Origin of the sequence: Pedobacter sp. SG908 (assembly GCF_011759615.1) — a bacterium.
Taxonomy (GTDB): domain Bacteria; phylum Bacteroidota; class Bacteroidia; order Sphingobacteriales; family Sphingobacteriaceae; genus Pedobacter; species Pedobacter riviphilus.
Genome location: NZ_JAAOYY010000002.1, coordinates 537,754 through 555,638 on the forward strand (window position 1 = coordinate 537,754; position 17,885 = coordinate 555,638).

Sequence of the window (17,885 nt, forward strand, 5' to 3'; positions counted from 1 at the left end):
TTGAGTTATTAAAGGCAAATTAATAAAAATCGTAACATCTTAAGCCATTTGCCCTGCCGCCATTTGAACTATTTGGGAAGTATTTTTCATAACCTACGCCAATTTCGGATGTTCCGCCCGTGTTACTATAGTTGATTTTAGAAATTGTAGCATCGTGACTGATTCCTAACCTGAATTTTTCGCCATTGGTTCTGCGATTAAAAATATCGAAGATTACCGAAAATACAATTGCATCATTTCCGTTTGAATTGCCATCGTTTCTGTACCAGATGCCTGCATTTATACCGGCATATTTATATTGCATGCCTGCGCTGAAAGATTTTACGTTGCCTTGTTTGTAGGCAACGATGGATGGAATGAGGTAATTTCCATCGCGATCGTACTCATCAGGTACTAAGGTTAACTTGTAACTTAAATTGCCTGAAATGCGCATGGGTAACCTGGCCTGAAAACCCGATAAGGATTCATCCGGACGATTGAGGTGATGCACTGCTAATCCCAGCATGAATTTTCCTACCACCAGATTAGCACCGGCATTGGAATCGAAATAATACCGACTATCTACACTTGGCCTTTCGGCGCCTGAAATACTGCCCGGAATATAACCTGTATTAATATCAATTTGATCGCCAAAAACAAGTTTATCCCAGTTTAGCTTTTGGTTTGTAATGCCCCCCTGCAAACCAAACGAGAGCGCAAAGTCATCTCCACCAATGATATAGGAATAGCTTAAGGCTATGTTATTCTTTACCAGGTAGGCTGTACCCTCGCTACTGCGGTTAAAAATAACCCCGATACCACTGTTTAATCTATGTAGGTTGAGATCCCCAGAAGCCGTCATGTACGAATAATCGCTGGCCAAACCTGTCCATTGGTTACGGTAAAGAGCGTTAAACCTGATATCGCCTTCAAACTGTCCTGTTAACGCCGGGTTTAGGTAAATGGGTGCATTGTAAAACTGCGAGTAAATGTGGTCTTGCGCCAACGAAACCATTGGCAGCAAACAAAATAAAAATATGATTATCCTTCTCCCCATCATCTATCTGATTAAATATATTACACCTGTTTTTTTAGGAGGAGATGAATCGTAAGTCATCCCTTTCCAATCGCTGCCATTAATAAATTTGATATCTACTTTCCAGTAATAAACACCCTGTGGCTGATCCTGGCCTTTATAAGTGCCGTCCCAACCTTCTAACGGCGCACCATCATCCAATTTGGTTGTTTCCCAAAGTAACTCTCCCCATTTGTTAAAAACAGACATGTTCCATTCTTTTATGCCCCGGCCTTTTGCCTTAAAGGTTTTAATCTCATTTTTCGCGCTTGCAGGCATAAAAGAGTTGGGGATGTTCAGATAGCCAGGCACACCGATAATCCGAACAGATTGAAAAGTGCTGGAGGAACAACCTTCTTTGTTCAGCACTTTCAGCGTTACAGTATAAGTACCCTCGTTGGCATAGGTATGGTTAGGGTTTTGTAGGGTTGATCCCGATCCATCACCAAAAGTCCATTCCCAGCTTACGGCGTCGGTACTGATATCCTTAAAGGCAAATGAATAATTGGGAATGGATACTTCGTTACCCGGCATAACAGTGAATGTAGCGACTGGTGGGGCAACAATGTGGATAAAATCGGTTTTACTCACAGGAGTGCTGCATTCAGTGCCAGAGGCTGTTAGGGTAACGGTATAATTTATTCCTGAACCGGGAAAGGTATGCTGTGGTTCAAATTCACTTGATTTTGGAGAACCATCGCCAAAATCCCAAGTGTAGGCTATTGCACCTTTACTATTGTTTTTAAATTTAACAATAAGGTTGGTACAGCCTACTGTCCTGTCTGCTGTAAAATCGGCTGTTGGCGATTCTAAAACCGTTACGGTTTCTGTGGCGAAATTTTTGGAACAATCATTTTCAGCATCTAGTCTGATGGTATATCTTCCTGGTTTAAAAAAGGTATAAGGTTGGTTTCTTAAAGTAGGTATAAACGGAGGTAATTCTTCGCCAGTATCTTCGTTTTTAAAAGTGTAAACGAAACGGCTGGCACCACTTGTGTTATTAATCAAATGCACCTCATGAGGCGCACAGCCTCTTTTTTCGTTTCCATTAACTACCAAAGATGGAATGATGTTATTTGGCGAAACCCTGATTAGAATAGGAATTGCACTTGTTTCGCCACAGCTATTTTTAGCCGTCATTTTTACCACAAAATCTTTTACCTCCGTTGTTTTGAAGGTATAACTTACATCTCTTCGGTCAGGGTATGATTTCGGATCACTACCATCTCCAAAATCGAAGGTGTAAGTGGTGCCAGTGCTTGTAGGGCTGGTATTTTTAAAGGTTACCAATAAATCAGAACATCCGGTTGTTTTATCAGGAAAAAATTGAGCAATAGGTTTTGCATGCACAACAATGTCTACAGTTTTTTCAACTGGGGGACCACATGGTGGGGTTGTTTTTAAAGTAACTGTGTAGGTTTTATCTTCCCCATTTACATCTGGTTGAAAAATTTGAGGTGGTGGTTGAGCTAAAAAAGACCTTGTTCCATTACCAAAAATCCATTCGTAAGTGGCGCCATCAATTGGAGTTGTGGTATTGGTAAAGCTTACGGGATGCGGGCCACATCCCTCTGTTGGACTTGTGGTAAATGATGGTGTAACTATCGGTAGTGTGCTAAATACTTCACTTTTTTCGTCTGGATTACAACCCGTGCTACTGGTAACAACGAGTTTTATGGTTACGCTTTCGTCGCCATTCATGATGGTATAACCTGGAAATGTTGCTCCTACTCCGATCTGTACATTATTGGCAAACCAGGTATAAATACTGTTTCTATCAGGATATAATGTTGCAGCGATATTGCTTGCATTTAGAATAAAAGGTGCGCAATCAACATTTTTAATGTAGGTAATCTCCGCCTGAGCATGCGGATTAACCGTTATTTTAATCTGGTTGCTTAAATTGTTACTGCAAGGGCCGCTAGCTACCGATCGACGGTAATAAATGCTTACGGTTGGTGTTGGGGGCGTAAAGCTTACACTATTTGCGCCCAATACATCACTCCAGGCCGTTCCATTTAGGCTCGATTGCCATTGGTAGGTGTACGTGCCGCTACCGCCGCTTGGCGTAGTACCAGTTAAAGTCGTAGCTGCAGTGCCAATACAAATGTTTTGATCAGCAGAAATGGTATTGTTCGTTAAGCCTGGCAAAACAGTAATCAGTAGCGAATTACTATTTGAAGTACAGGTGCTGTTCACCACTCTTCTGACGTAGGTTGAGGTGTTTACAATTAGGCTTAAGTCTTTGTTGATGGCAGAAGGAATATTACTCCAGGTATTTCCGTCGGCACTGCTCTGCCATTGGTAGGCGTATGTTCCTGTTCCACCAGTTGGCATATCACCAGTAATCGTGATGCTTTGGCCTGCACAAATTGGTGCTGATGATGGCCCAATATTATTGGTAACAGGTGAGTAATAGGTAACCGTAACATCATCTACAGATGGAGGGCAGCCGTTAAAACCAGAAATGGTCCATCTGAAGGTATAAGTTTGCCCAGGAACCAAACCAGTAACCGAAGTATTATATAGGCTAGGGTCGGTAATTACAACGCCCGCTTGAGCCGATACGATGGTCCAGGTACCACTGTTAGGTGCAGGATTATTTCCATTTAGGATAATGCTGCTCCCACTACATAAACTTTGGTCTGCGCCTGCGTTTGCTGCAACTGTGCCCGGATTTACAGTAATTGTAGTTACGCTTGATGTGGCTTCTGCGCAACTGCCACTTTGTACTACCGCACGGTATTGTGTGGTGATGCTGAGGTTCGAATATACATAAGGATTTGCTGTTGAGGTAATGGTAGACCAGTTTACCCCGTTATCGATAGATCTTTCCCAACGGATAATATTTCCAACCTGGCCGGTTAAATTGATGTTTCCACCATTTGCACCTGCACATACATTTACGTCACCTGTGCTTGTGCCGCCAACACTGAGGGGATTAACCGTGATCTGAACATCATCATTGGAGGTAGAACAGTTAGTGTCGCTTATTGTCCATCTAAAGGTATAAGCATTTCCGGCCTGTAAACCAGTAATTGTTGTATGGCCCTGTGTATCATCAGCAAAAGTTACGGCTGTTGGCGCAGTAACGATTGCCCACTTGCCTGTGCCAACCACTGGCGTATTTCCTTTTAACGTGTAAGTAGTAGCGTTGCAAATCGCTTCATCCGGGCCGGCATTTGGCGGTGTTACGCTTGGCAAAACTGTAATGGTAACGCTGGCGGGTGTACCTGGGCAGCCATTTGTAGATACAGGCGTAATGGTGTAAGTTACTGTGCCTGGACTAGTACCTGAGTTAGTTAAAATATCGTTAATCTGCGCTCCTGCCGATGCCACGGCTCTATTGCTATTTCCGGTTATTGCACCAGTTACCGTACTGGTATAGGTATAGTTTACAGCTGTTAGGTTTGTTGCTAAGGTAATATCCGATGAAGTAGCGTTACAGATGGTTGTATTGGCTGCAGTTGGTGTTACAATAGGGTTAGGTTTAATGGTAACTACAAAATTAAATGGCGTTCCATCGCAGCCATCAAAATGGGGAGTGATGATGTAAGTTACACTTGCATCAGTATTTAGATCGGTATTGGTGAGGACATCGTTAATAGATCCGCTTCCGTTGGGGGTATAGCCGGTTGCAGATGCACTTCCAGTAGCGGTCCAGGTATAGGTTACGCCCGCTACCGCAGAAGTTGGGGTATAGGCAACACTATTACCTGTACAGATGGTTTTAGCTGCTGCACTGGTTAAACTGATATTGGGTTTTATTTTTAAGATGATATCATCGTCAATCTGGTTGCAGGGGGCGGCCAGTGCAGTAGTAACCCTTAGCCGTAAAGTAACTGTCCCTGCTGTTTTTTCTGCTGGGGTTGGCTCATAGGTTGCGTTTAAATCGTTTCTGCTAGGCGTAAATGTTCCTAACCCGCCAATCCAGGTTTGTGTAGTGGTGGCGCCAGTTATGGTTCCGCTAAGTGTAAAACCGGGATCGTTAAAACAAATGCTTTGGTCAGGCCCTGCGCTAATTACGGGTGCCGTGCTGAAGGTTAAGGTTTGGGTATCTTCGGCCGTTCCGCAATTATTTTTATGGACAACCTTTATCGTATAAGTATCGTAGCTATCGAATTTTATTGATGGATATTTAGAATTCGCGGTTGTGCCACCAGTAAAGCTATAAGTTCCTGATCCCGATGGGGTAACTGTCCAGGTATAGCTATCAGGTAGTTCCTGAGTGGTTCCGCTAATTAGTGTTTTGGTGGGACCTGTTGTGGTATTGTTAAAATCGTAAGTGGCCAGGTTACACAGGGTAATATCAGGCGATAGCGTGGCTACAGGAGCCTCATTAACCACAACAGTTTGGGGCGGACTGGGGATTATGCCACATGATGGCGTGCTGATACTTAAAGTAATGGTATAAGTGCCAGGGCTGGTAAAATTAAACTCTGGTTCTTTGCTTGCTGCATTTGTGCCACCTGTAAAAGCCACAGCTGGACTAACTGACCACGAATAGTTATTAGCGGCATTGCAGATATTGTCTAAAATAGAAAGATCAGTTGCTTTTAACGTTGTTCCAGAACAAATGGTAGTTGAAGGCAAGCTAAAATCAGGCTTTGGCGGATCTTGGATACAAATTTTGTTATTGGCCGGTTCGGCATCGCAATCGGTTGAAAGATTTTTGGACGTTAATGTAACCGTATATTCTCCATGGGTAGGAAAGCTGTATACAAAATTGTATGATTTTGGCTTATCAGATTCTATGATTACACCATCCACATACCAGTTATAGGTAATGTTATTTGGGGTACAGCCTGGAGTATTGGTAGTTGGGTTTTCACCCAAAACAGATGTGTTAACAAATGTGATATTTGCATTGGTACAGCCTGGTGTATTATAAGTGAACGAGTTTATCGGCTTTACGACCACCTTTGCTGAAGAAGAAACTGGCGTACCCATGGTATTACAGAAAGCATTGGATACGCGGATGGAAATGTCAAAGGCATTATAAATGGTACCGGCGCTCGATGTAGAAACACTTCCACAAGATGATCTGTCATAAAGATGCGTTACCTTCCCGCCATTAGCAATAATTTCGCAAAGGGTGTGTGTGGTTGTAGCTTGATCACCCCATGTGATGGTGTAAATATCTCCCGGGAAATTGTTTTGAATGCCCGAACTCGAGGAAACATCTACATTAAAGGTAAAATTAGCCGTAGGTAAACATTGTGCCGTATTTCCGGTGTTGGCAAAGGTTGTTATCGCTTTGTTGTTGATCAGCAGGTATGCTTTGGTTGCAACCGAACCATCAGGCATTACTGCTTTGGTATAAATGGTGTAATGTGCTTGTTGTGCTGTAAAGCTTTGTATTGCTGTAGGGAAGGCGATTTGGGATGGCGCCCCTCCATTTACTTCGTCGGTTATGGTGGCAGTAACGGAGCTGTTTGCTGTAGACTCATTTTTTAGAAAGAACGAGTTATTGGGCTTACTGGTGCAGGTGCCAAAAGTTTCATCATTTGCCACATTTAACAAGGTTGAAGTTAGCTTGGCCTCAACCGCTGCCCCTGCCTTTATTTCAAATGTCGACGAGGGCGCACTTACAGATATTGGATTGGTTGTTTTTACCCTTACGCTATAGCCAGTACCTGGGGTAAGGCCAACAGGGAGTATACCATTTATATAAGTGCTATAAAAACCGGTGTAAGTTCCAATAAGGGTTTCGGTACCGAAATTTCCATTTTGATCTGATAAATAGAGCTGAAATTGATTGTTCTGTAATATACAGCTCGTAGGTACGGTAAAAGGAACAGCAATTGTACTGCCAGGTGTAAACGGCCCAGGATCTACCGCGCCAATATTAACTTGGGCAAAACTTGTTGACGTACACAAAAATGCCCCAAAAAATAGGACAAAAGAAATCCATTTCCTTTTACAATGAATCTTCATAAATCTCTAACACTAGGGAATGATTTTATTGCGTTCTGGAAGCTTTGCTAGTTAAATCTTGCTTTAAATCCAATCTCAGAAATGAGTATTCGGCCTAAGACGCGTCAATAAATATTCGAATGCAAAGAACGTGATTTTTATGCTACGCTTATAAAACTTTACATCAACATCAACTAAATGAATGGGTTATAGAATTGATAAAGCTTCGTTTTTGATAGCAATAGGGCATAAAAAAACCCTCAGGGCATTAAGCCTTGAGGGAATATTTTTACACGAAATCGTTTCGCTATAAGATGGTATTACATCATACCACCCATACCGCCGCCGCCCATTGGAGGCATTGGAGCACCGCCTTCTTCAGGCTCGTCTGCTAAAACAACTTCTGTAGTTAATAACATCGCAGCAATAGAAGCTGCATTTTCTAATGCTACACGGCTTACTTTAGTTGGATCGATAACTCCAGCACCAATTAAGTTTTCGTAAACATCAGTACGTGCATTATAACCGAAATCTGCTTTACCTTCTTTAACTTTTTGAACTACGATAGAACCTTCGATACCTGCGTTTTCGCAAATTTGACGTAATGGCTCTTCGATAGCACGACGGATGATCTGGATACCCGTGTTTTCATCTTCATTAACGCCTTTTAAGTTCGCTAAAGCTTCAACCGCACGGATAAAAGCAACACCACCACCAGCAACAATACCTTCTTCTACAGCCGCACGCGTTGCATGTAAAGCATCATCAACACGGTCTTTTTTCTCTTTCATTTCAACCTCGCTAGCTGCACCTACGTAAAGAACAGCAACACCACCAGCTAATTTAGCCAAACGCTCTTGTAATTTTTCTTTATCGTAATCAGATGTAGTCGTTTCGATCTGAGATTTAATTTGGCTAACACGAGATTTAATATCTTCAGAGTTACCAGCGCCGTTAATTACAGTTGTATTGTCTTTGTCAACAACAACTTTTTCTGCAGAACCTAAGTAAGTTAAATCGGCATTTTCTAACTTGTAACCTCTTTCTTCAGATATAACAACACCACCAGTTAAAATTGCAATGTCTTCTAACATGGCTTTTCTTCTATCACCAAAACCTGGAGCTTTAACGGCAACAACTTTTAATGAACCACGGATTTTGTTAACTACAAGAGTAGCTAAAGCTTCACCATCTAAATCTTCAGAAATGATTACCAATGGTTTACCAGTTTGAACGGTTTTTTCTAAAACAGGCAACAATTCTTTCATGTTGCTGATTTTTTTGTCGTAGATTAAAATGTAAGGATTATCTAATTCAGCTTCCATTTTATCTGCATTGGTCACAAAATATGGAGATAAATAACCTCTGTCAAATTGCATACCTTCAACTGTTTTAACTTCAGTTTCAGTACCTTTTGCTTCTTCAACCGTAATTACACCATCTTTACCAACTTTGCTCATTGCCTCAGCAATTAAAGCACCGATAACTTCGTCGTTGTTAGCCGAGATAGAGGCAACTTGTTTAATTTTATTGTTATCATCACCAACTGCTTGTGATTGAGATTTTAAATTTTCTACAACAGCAGCAACTGCTTTATCAATACCACGTTTTAAATCCATTGGGTTTGCACCAGCAGCAACGTTTTTAATACCTGTAGTAATAATTGCCTGAGCCAATACAGTTGCAGTAGTAGTACCATCACCAGCAATATCAGCTGTTTTTGAAGCTACTTCTTTAACCATTTGAGCACCCATGTTCTCAACGGCATCTTTCAATTCGATTTCTTTTGCAACGGTAACACCATCTTTAGTAATTGCTGGTGAACCGAATTTTTTATCGATAATTACGTTACGGCCTTTCGGACCTAAAGTTACTTTTACTGCATTTGCAAGAATATCAACACCTCTTTTCAGGGCGTCGCGTGCTTCTACGTTATATTTTACTTGTTTTGACATTTTTAAGAATATTTTAAAGTTTTAATGTTGGAAGGTTGAAACATTTCACCCTCCGATTTATATAACATTACAACATTACAACGTTGCAACATTTTAATTTTACCCAACAACAGCGTAAATATCAGTTTCGCGCATAATTAAGTAATCTTTACCTTCGTAAGGGAATTCGGTACCGCCGTATTTACCATAAATTACAACATCACCAACTTTTACACTCGCTTTTTTACCTTCAGCATCTTCTTCAGAAACAGAAACTACAGTTCCTTTAGATGGTTTTTCTTTTGCAGTATCAGGGATATACAAACCTGATGCAGTTTTCTCTTCTGCCGCAGCTGGTTCAACTATTACTCTGTTCGAACTGCCAGCAATTGGTTTAAGGTTTAACGCCATAACTTTTATTATTTTTTTATTTTGATTTGAGTTTTTAACTAAGCTTACAATTAACACTTTTTATGCCAAGAGGTTTAGCGGGACAAATTTTCACCAAACTGTCAAACTTTTCACGCTAATTGAGGATGTGGGTGTCAGCATGGCAGTAAGTTTTAGTTTTTTTAGCCAGATTTATTGTATGTATATTCAGTGTCGACAACTTATTAACCGGTATGCTATTAGCGTTCTCAACTCTTGTTAGCTAAATGGGAACTTTCTCCGTTAAATATTTCCAATATCTTTTAGGTACATGCTGCAGGTGCAGTTTGGTATTTTTCCGTGCAACAATGTTGGCGCTTTTAAAATAATCTTTCCAAAGCGTGGCGTACAATACCTCACTCTCATCCATTAAAACTGGCGCAAGATTTTGCTTATCTGCACCCTTACTAAAGCTGATCGTAATTTCTTCAACGCCTGTTAAATTATAATGCAGGCCATATTTGCGCTTTAAATCGTAAATCACCCAGGGCTGATCGGCATAACGGTTTTTAAAATGATTGGATATTAAAGGCAGTACATTAAAATCAGGATCTATATTGGCATAAAATATCCCATCACCAGTTTTTTGAAAACGGATAAATGCTTCCATTCTGTGTTTTTCCCTTTCTACGCTTTTGGCATATTTGGCCAGTGCAATTACATGCGGATTGCCATAATTACTTTCTGCACCCAATTGATTTTGAAAAATGTATACGGTAAACTGAAAGATGTGGTTGTAGGCCTCGGGTATTTCTGATAAATAGGAGCAATAGTATTTGCGTTGCCAATCCTTTTTGAGTTTCTTTTGCAGCCCTGCCCAAACCCGATCTGCTTTTTCTGCGTTGCTGCTAACAGTAAAACTTTCTACAAAAGCTTCAGGCTGAAAAATTGAGGTAGATTTTAGCACAACTTTTCCAGGCTTACGTTCAAACCATTCGAAAACAGCGGTTAATAAACCTTGAAAAGTGCCATCGAAAATGTAGGTCATTGGGATTTATTTTTTAGATCGTAGCGTTTTTAAAACAAAATCATCTGGTTGCTATCTGTTTTTAAATATTTGCTCCGGCTTTCGGCCAAAATAAAAGCCTTAATCTGTGTACCCTGATAATCTTTCAGTTGATAGGGGCTATCCAGGCAAACGATAAAGTGTTTGGCCCGGTTATAAGCTACGCCGATTTTTTTCAACTGATCAATCCTGAGTTTTCCGAACTTTCTGGCCTGCACAATTTTCTGGGCCGACATTACGCCGATACCCGGTATCCGGAGAATCATTTTATAATCGGCCGTATTAATATCGACAGGGAAATGCTGCATATTTCTAATTGCCCAGCTTAATTTTGGATCGATATCAATATCAAGATTTGGGTTGGCGTCGTTTAAAATTTCCTGCACTTTAAAGCCATAAAACCGCATTAACCAATCGGTTTGATATAACCTGTTTTCTCTTAGCAATGGAGGTTGCGTACCAAGTATAGGCATCCTGGTGTCGTTGCTAATGGGTACATAACCCGAATAATAAACTCTTTTTAGAGAAAAATTCTTGTAAAAGGTATTCGCGGTGTACATAATATCTTTGTCGCTTTCCGGGGTGGCGCCAATAACCATCTGTGTGCTTTGTCCTGCAGGTACAAATGTTGGCACGTGTTTGATCAGTTTTTTATCGGCAGTAAATTGGCTAATCTGCTGCTGCACAAAAGCCAAAGGTTTAATTACTTCCTCGTGGTTTTTCTCGGGAGCCAAAAGCTTCAAGCCGGCTTCTGTTGGCATTTCTAAATTAATACTCATTCGGTCAGCATATAAGCCAGCTTCCTTAATCAGTTCATCGCTGGCACCCGGAATGGTTTTTAAATGGATATAGCCGTTGTAGTTCTGTTCCAAACGCAGTTTTTTAACGACTAACAACAGCCGTTCCATGGTAAAATCGGCATTTTTGAAGATTCCTGAGCTCAAGAACAAGCCTTCAATATAGTTGCGGCGATAAAAATTCATGGTCAGTTCTACCACTTCATCTACGGTAAAGGCCGCACGTTTTACATCGTTGCTTTTGCGCGAAACACAGAACAAACAATCGTAGATACAATGGTTAGTCAGGAGGATTTTTAAAAGCGAAACACATCGGCCATCTTCTGTGTAGGTATGGCAAATGCCCGATGCGTGGCTATCGCCCAGTCCTTTATTGGTGTTTTTTCTCGTGCCGCCGCTTGATGAACAAGAAACATCATATTTAGCGGCGTCAGCAAGAATATTTAATTTTTCACGGATTCGGTCGAACATAGGGATGTATTTACTAACAAAGATAGTTTAATAACTAAAAATATTAGCAAATAGATTTGCCTAACCTATTCTATTTTGGAATAATAATGTTAACTAAAAACTGTTCGAAGGATTGAGTTTTCTGCTTATTGGCAGTTGGTGCGCAATATTATAACTTTCCTGATAGTATTGCAGCTCAGAAAAGAAGCCGTCGGCCTCTATTTCGTGATTTTTAAGTGGACTAAAGTTTGCTACGAAATCAGGATTTTTAAATGCAATTTGATAAAAGTAACCTCCATTGTGGTTATCGAACATTTCGGTTACACTGCTTACGTTTTCCCATCCAGAAAAAAACTCGGTTCTCCGGTATAAGAAAGAAGTGCTTTTTAATTTAAAGCTTATGCCTTTTTCACTGATTAAAATTTTACTATGTACAAAAATCTGCGTTTTGGTAATCCATAATAAAAGAAGTGCCATTAAAATAATGGATAGCGAAACAAATATCAAGGTGGACGTTTCGGAAAGCGATGCAGGTAAACTAAAAAGACAATACAACATCAAGGAAATGAAGAACACAGGAATGCCAACCATCGCGATTAACAAAACACTATTTTTATGGTATTTTAGTTTATAAGGATGCATGAGGATTAATTTTTGTAAAGTTAAGCCCTAATGCATGGTTTCGGAATACTTACTATTAGGTATTTTATAATAGTCTTTTTGTGGGTTATTTGCCTTCCCATTCTTTATAAAAATGATCCAGGTATAACAGCATAAAATTGTGTCTTTCTATGGCTATTGCTTTCCCTGCTTCAGTATTCATCATGTCTTTCAACAACAGTAGTTTTTCGTAAAAATGGTTAATGGTAGGCGCGGTAGTATTTTTATAACTTTCTTTAGTGAGGTGTTCTTCGGGTAAAATAGCTGGATCGTAAAGTACCCTGTTTTTGAATCCACCATAGGTAAATGCTCTTGCAATTCCAATGGCCCCGATAGCGTCTAAACGATCTGCATCCTGTACAATTTGCATTTCTTTTGAGGTAAAACCTGCACCGTCAAAACTATTTTTGAACGACATGTTCTGGATAATCAGTTTAACATGGGCAATAACCGCAGCATCAACACCTATCGATGCTAAAAATGAAGCAGCCATATTCGGTCCCAGTTCTTCATCGCCATTATTAAATTTAGGATCAGCAATATCATGCAACAATGCGGCAAAGGCTACTACCAGTTCATCACCATTTTCTTGTTGATTAATGGTTTGAGCGGTTTTAAAAACACGTTCAATATGAAACCAATCGTGCCCTGCTTCGGCATTAGCTAATGTTTTTTTAACAAAATCGATAGTTTTTTGAATGGCAGCCTGCATAGTCCTAAATTTATTCCAAAGGTATTGGAATTATTTGCAGGGTAAAAGAAATGATATCAACAGCGCTTGAGCATTAACTCGCCGCTGTTGCCTTTCTCTCGTCATCAGCAATAATTTTAATTAAATCATTGTGGTTAAGGGTTAATAAATGAGATACTTCAACCTCTAAAATTGCTGCAATTTGAAATAAACGGTCTATGGTTAATTTACTATAACCAAGCTCGATTTTACTGTATGCATTTTGAGATATTTTTAATTTAGCTGCCAGATAATCCTGAGTATAGTCTCTGTATTCTCTAATTTTTCTGATATTCCCGGCTACACTTTTTGTCTTTAAAGCCAATACATCTTCCATAAAAAAGGGATAAATTTTTTAATGTTATTTCATTACTTACGAAACTTTCACTCCAACAGATTTTAAATTATAATTTTAACACTATTGAGAATTACAAGAAACACAGTATAAATGTTATAACAAAAAAACAACTTAAATGTTTAGGTGTTTTGTTTTTGATTGGTAGTCAGTTTTTTGTGGTTTTTTCGTGATTTAAATAGAAGAGAAGGATAGGAGCGTTACAGTATATTTAGAAACACATAGCGTGTAATTCAAATCAAAAAGAGGGAGGTAAAAAATACATGAAAATTAACTATTAAGGGTTAATATAGCCCCCAATCATCTTCAAATTCGTCTTTTTCGAAATACTTAACCCACTCGATAAAGAGAATACGGAATTTTTCAATTTCGTCTAAAACAATATCTTTATATTCTGGGGTGCAGATTTCGAACATATCTGCTGCTCTTACCTGGGTTTCTAATTCACGGCAGTTGGTTCGGATAATAGATGCATTTTCCATTCTTAAAATATACATATCTGCACCTTCTGCCCCAACAATTTTAGGGCATAACATCAAGGCATTCTGCATAATTAAGTTAGCGGTCATTTCTGCCAGTTCTCCTTCCAGTGTTTCGCAGAACAGGGCGGCATATTTGTAAACGGCCCTTGCCTGGTTATAAAGGCTTTTAGCCCTGGTCACTTTCAGCCTAACCTTTTCCGCATCAACACTTGATAGATTTTCTTCATCCTCATCATCTCGGCCAAATCGGCTGAAATGTTCCCATTCGGGCATGTGGTCCATATCATCAAATTCCATATTTTTCAAAATTTTTTACGTTATGGTACGTAAGAGAGCGTAATATATTAATTTTCAACGAAAAAGACTAGGCTTCAATTAATGGTGCTCGGCGAGAGCCATCATATAATTCATACTCTAGTAAACGACAGTCTAACTTACCATTATAAAATTCAATTTTTTTAGCAGCTTTTAATCCAATTTTTTTAGCAAGATCAGGATTTCCGGTGAAAATATATCCAGAATAGCCTTTGCATTTTGTTTTCATAAAATCACCCATGCGTTTATAGGTCAATTCTAGCTTGCTGTGCACGCCTAAACGTTCGCCATACTCAGGGTTAAAAACAACAACACCTTTGCTATCTTCAGGAACGGGTGTTAATTCAAAATCGCAAACTTCGAACTCAATTAAAGTATCAACACCTGCAGTTTTAGCATTTCTACGGGTTACTTCAACTGCATCTTCCGAAAGATCGGAAGCTACAATTTTAAAATCAATATTTTTAATTACCTGATCTTTTAAAATTCGGCGCTCAGCGAAAAAATCCTCTTCATTATAACCTAAGATATGCATAAAACCATAATTCATGCGGTATAATCCAGGGGCACGGTTAGTGGCAATCAGGGCCGCTTCAATAGCTAGCGTTCCTGAACCGCACATGGGATTAATAAACGGCGATTTCCTATCCCACTTGGTTGCTAAAATAACTCCTGCGGCCAAAGCTTCTAACATGGGTGCCTTTCCGGGGATCTTGCGGTAACCGTGTTTGGCAAGGGTTTCGCCAGAAGTGTCCATAAAAACATCAGCATCGGCATCTTTCCAGTATAAATGCACTACCGTTTTATTTGCATCCGATCCAGAGTTAGGGCGGATGCCTTTTTTCTCTTTCATACGGTCTACAATGGCATCCTTTACTTTTAAATTTGCAAAAAGCGGGGTGGTAATATTAGGGTTATCCACATTTGAGGTTACGGAGAAATAACCCGAAAAATCAATCAGTTCTTCCCACTCAATAGCTGCAATTTCGTTGTATAAATCATCAGGCGTAATGGCCTTGAAACTTTTTATGGCATATAGAATCTGACTGGCACAGCGTAAGTTCAAATTTAGCTTAATACACTCTGTAAGGGTAATACTGAGCTCAACACCTGTAGCAAAAGACCGCTCGATGGTATAACCTAAAGCCGTAACCTCTTCTTGTAAATAAGGCGAAAGGCGCTTGTTGCAGGTAATAATTACCTTGCTTTTATTGTGGAAAACTTGCATCATAATATATGCGAAGTTATCAATAAAATTATAGAGATTTGATGTTTATAGTACATTAAGTAGTATTAGATATGGAAATTAAAGGAAAAGTACACGAAGTAGGTGCCACACAACAAGTAAGTGAAACGTTTAAAAAACGTGATTTAATAGTAGAATACGCAGAAAATCCAACATACCCAGAATATATCCGTTTTGAGGCTTTACAAGATAAAACTGCATTATTAGATACATTTAAAGCAGGCGATGAGGTTGAGGTTTTCTTTAATTTACGTGGTCGCCCTTGGACAGATAAAGCAGGTAAAACATCATATTTTAACAGTTTGGTTATTTGGCGTATAAATGCAGTTGCAGCAGGCGCTCCGGCCGCTACGCCAGCTTATGCAGCTCCGGTTGATGTAAGCAATGCACCAGGTGAAGATGATGATTTGCCTTTCTAAATAAAGAATCTTTTTTAAGCAAACAATTTTGAACCATGCCGAGGCTTTAGCCCCGGCATTTTTTTTGCCTATACAAGACTTCTGAAGTTTACCCGGCCAGGGCATAGGGAACTTCGCAAGTCTTTCCAATTATTCGCGCTGTTAAAATATGTTAAAAACAAACACTTCGCTTAGCTAATCAGTATTTTTGATATCTGTTTAGATTTAAGAAGATTATGCCCTGGTTTTTTTAGCTTTAAAACCAATCTAGTTCATGAAGAAAAAGAGTTTTTGGTTAATTACCGTTTTAATGACGGTGGCTTTGCTTGGTGTTTTTGTAATGCAGCTGTATTACATCAGGGAATCGTATAAACTAAAATCTCAACTTTTTGATGAGCAGGTAAACCAAACGCTAACATCGGTAGTAAATAAAATACAACGTAGAAATGTTGCCGATCACCTAAACCGGAAAGATGCTGAAAATAAGTTAAAGCAGTTACAAGACTCCAGGCAACGGGCCTTAGATATTAAGGATTTACGCCAACAGTATGCACAAGAGGCAGAGTTGCGGCAAGCCGAGCGGGAAAACCAGATTGAAAGCTACCTGAACCAACAAGATAGTATTATCCGTGTATCTTATCGGGCACCTAATGTGATTTCTGAACGGGAATATAATTCGTTGAGTTCGAAAAACGGCGACAAGCTGGATTTGCAGATGGATGCGATTATTGATATTAAGAGCCTTATTTTAAAAGGCTATAGCATGCGTACAAAACTTTTTAGCGCACCGCCAAAAGCATTCGAATTTAAAAGTCTGCAGAGTTTGCCCGATACATTAAGGTACCTGGTTTTTGATCCCCGGGATGGTAGCCCTGGTTTCGCAAATGTTCCTAAAATTCCTAATGACTTACAGAAAAAATTTAAGCGTGAGGATGAGATTGAGAAGAAAAAATTAGAGCTTAAAATTGCAGCATTGGGTAAGGATACTTTTTCGTATACCCGATCGAGCGTGGTCGAGGATGTATCTAAAGAACTGCAGGAAACCAATGTGCCAATTTATAAACGCATTAATTTCAGCTCTTTAGACCGCTTATTAAAGCAGGAACTCCTTGCTAATAATATTTCATTAGTGCCTTCTTACCGCATTTCGTTAGCCAGAAAAGATTCGACCATTTTTATGATGGCTTCTAACGTTAAAGGAGAGTTTTTGCCCGAAAACACTTATAAAACACCTTTGTTTGGAAACGATATCTTTCGCGATCCCGGGATGCTTTTAGTCAGTTTTCCGAATAAAAATTCGGCTATTATAGCTAATCTAAGTGTTACGCTTGCCTCATCAATCGGTTTGTTACTGGTACTTGTTTTTATTTTCTCTTATACCTTGTATGCTATTTTGAAGCAGAAAAAACTGTCGGAAATGAAAACAGATTTCATTAACAACATGACGCACGAATTTAAAACCCCTGTGGCTACCATAATGATTGCCAGTGAGGCTTTGAAAGATCCGGAAGTGACAGAAGATAAAGCCAGGTTAAAACGCTTGGCGGGGATTATTTATGATGAAAATGTTCGTCTGGGGAGTCATATCGAGCGTGTTTTAAGTATAGCCCGTTTAGAAAAAGGCGAGCTTAAAATGGAGAACAATGAAGTAGATGTTAACGATTTGATTGTGATTGTGCTGGATAGCATGGAATTACAGTTACAGAAAAGGAATGCCATTGTCAATGTACATACCGATGCAGAAAATGCCGTTGTATATGGCGATGAACTCCATCTGTCTAATGTAATTTATAACCTTATTGATAATGCCAATAAATACAGTAGCGATACGCCAGAGATTACCATTACTACCCGCAATGTTGGCAAGAATTTAATTATCGAAATAGCAGATAAAGGCATTGGGATGACCAAGGAGCAGTCTAAACGGATTTTCGATCAGTTTTATAGGGTGCCAACAGGTAATTTGCACGATGTTAAAGGTTTTGGCCTGGGTTTAAATTATGTTCAGGATATTATTAAGAAATTGAATGGAACGGTTAAGGTAAGTAGCGAAAAAGATAAGGGAACAACGTTCGAAATATCTTTACCTTTATAAACAGTTAAACATCGGTAC

At 39.5% G+C, this 17,885-nt stretch carries 14 protein-coding genes; 3 read left to right on the plus strand and 11 right to left on the minus strand.

The window, feature by feature from the left end; all coding sequences use genetic code 11:
• Positions 1–19: 19 nt before the first annotated feature.
• The 7 genes from FHT21_RS17300 to FHT21_RS17330 all read right to left on the minus strand — a co-directional run bounded on the left by FHT21_RS17300 (position 20) and on the right by FHT21_RS17330 (position 12,063).
• Positions 20–1,039, minus strand: coding sequence for a PorP/SprF family type IX secretion system membrane protein (locus FHT21_RS17300; RefSeq protein WP_167296010.1), 1,020 nt, complete (start codon positions 1,037–1,039; stop codon positions 20–22).
• Positions 1,040–6,991 (minus strand): PKD domain-containing protein, encoded by a 5,952-nt coding sequence (locus FHT21_RS17305; RefSeq protein WP_167296011.1) that lies wholly within the window; start codon positions 6,989–6,991, stop codon positions 1,040–1,042.
• A gap of 299 nt (positions 6,992–7,290) precedes the next feature.
• Entirely contained in the window at positions 7,291–8,925 is a 1,635-nt protein-coding gene (groL, locus tag FHT21_RS17310) for a chaperonin GroEL (RefSeq protein ID WP_167296012.1), read from the minus strand.
• A 99-nt stretch (positions 8,926–9,024) separates the two neighbouring features.
• A complete protein-coding gene (locus FHT21_RS17315; protein WP_010599229.1) occupies positions 9,025–9,315 on the minus strand; it encodes a co-chaperone GroES in 291 nt (96 codons plus the stop codon).
• Positions 9,316–9,556: 241 nt separating this feature from the next.
• On the minus strand, positions 9,557–10,321 hold the full coding sequence (locus FHT21_RS17320) for a TIGR03915 family putative DNA repair protein (protein WP_167296013.1): 765 nt from the start codon (positions 10,319–10,321) through the stop codon (positions 9,557–9,559).
• 29 nt (positions 10,322–10,350) lie between these two features.
• Positions 10,351–11,607, minus strand: coding sequence for a putative DNA modification/repair radical SAM protein (locus tag FHT21_RS17325; protein ID WP_167296014.1), 1,257 nt, complete (start codon positions 11,605–11,607; stop codon positions 10,351–10,353).
• A gap of 93 nt (positions 11,608–11,700) precedes the next feature.
• Positions 11,701–12,063, minus strand: coding sequence for a hypothetical protein (locus tag FHT21_RS17330; RefSeq protein WP_167296015.1), 363 nt, complete (start codon positions 12,061–12,063; stop codon positions 11,701–11,703).
• Positions 12,064–12,070: 7 nt separating this feature from the next.
• Here FHT21_RS17330 and FHT21_RS17335 point away from each other — a divergent pair, with 7 nt between their 5' ends.
• Complete coding sequence (locus tag FHT21_RS17335) at positions 12,071–12,220, plus strand: hypothetical protein (protein ID WP_167296016.1); 150 nt, start codon at positions 12,071–12,073, stop codon at positions 12,218–12,220.
• Positions 12,221–12,313: 93 nt separating this feature from the next.
• Here FHT21_RS17335 and FHT21_RS17340 read toward each other — a convergent pair whose 3' ends face one another.
• The 4 genes from FHT21_RS17340 to FHT21_RS17355 all read right to left on the minus strand — a co-directional run bounded on the left by FHT21_RS17340 (position 12,314) and on the right by FHT21_RS17355 (position 15,356).
• The gene (locus FHT21_RS17340; RefSeq protein WP_167296017.1) at positions 12,314–12,958 is read right to left on the minus strand and encodes an HD domain-containing protein; all 645 of its coding nucleotides are present in this window, start codon (positions 12,956–12,958) and stop codon (positions 12,314–12,316) included.
• Between the two features lie 73 nt (positions 12,959–13,031).
• Entirely contained in the window at positions 13,032–13,313 is a 282-nt protein-coding gene (locus FHT21_RS17345) for a helix-turn-helix transcriptional regulator (protein WP_167296018.1), read from the minus strand.
• 302 nt (positions 13,314–13,615) lie between these two features.
• Positions 13,616–14,110, minus strand: coding sequence for a hypothetical protein (locus tag FHT21_RS17350; protein WP_167296019.1), 495 nt, complete (start codon positions 14,108–14,110; stop codon positions 13,616–13,618).
• A 67-nt stretch (positions 14,111–14,177) separates the two neighbouring features.
• Positions 14,178–15,356 (minus strand): class I SAM-dependent RNA methyltransferase, encoded by a 1,179-nt coding sequence (locus FHT21_RS17355; protein WP_167296621.1) that lies wholly within the window; start codon positions 15,354–15,356, stop codon positions 14,178–14,180.
• A 71-nt stretch (positions 15,357–15,427) separates the two neighbouring features.
• Here FHT21_RS17355 and FHT21_RS17360 point away from each other — a divergent pair, with 71 nt between their 5' ends.
• The gene (locus FHT21_RS17360) at positions 15,428–15,793 is read left to right on the plus strand and encodes a DUF3127 domain-containing protein (protein WP_057933226.1); all 366 of its coding nucleotides are present in this window, start codon (positions 15,428–15,430) and stop codon (positions 15,791–15,793) included.
• 253 nt (positions 15,794–16,046) lie between these two features.
• On the plus strand, positions 16,047–17,867 hold the full coding sequence (locus FHT21_RS17365; protein ID WP_167296020.1) for a HAMP domain-containing sensor histidine kinase: 1,821 nt from the start codon (positions 16,047–16,049) through the stop codon (positions 17,865–17,867).
• Positions 17,868–17,885: the final 18 nt, after the last annotated feature.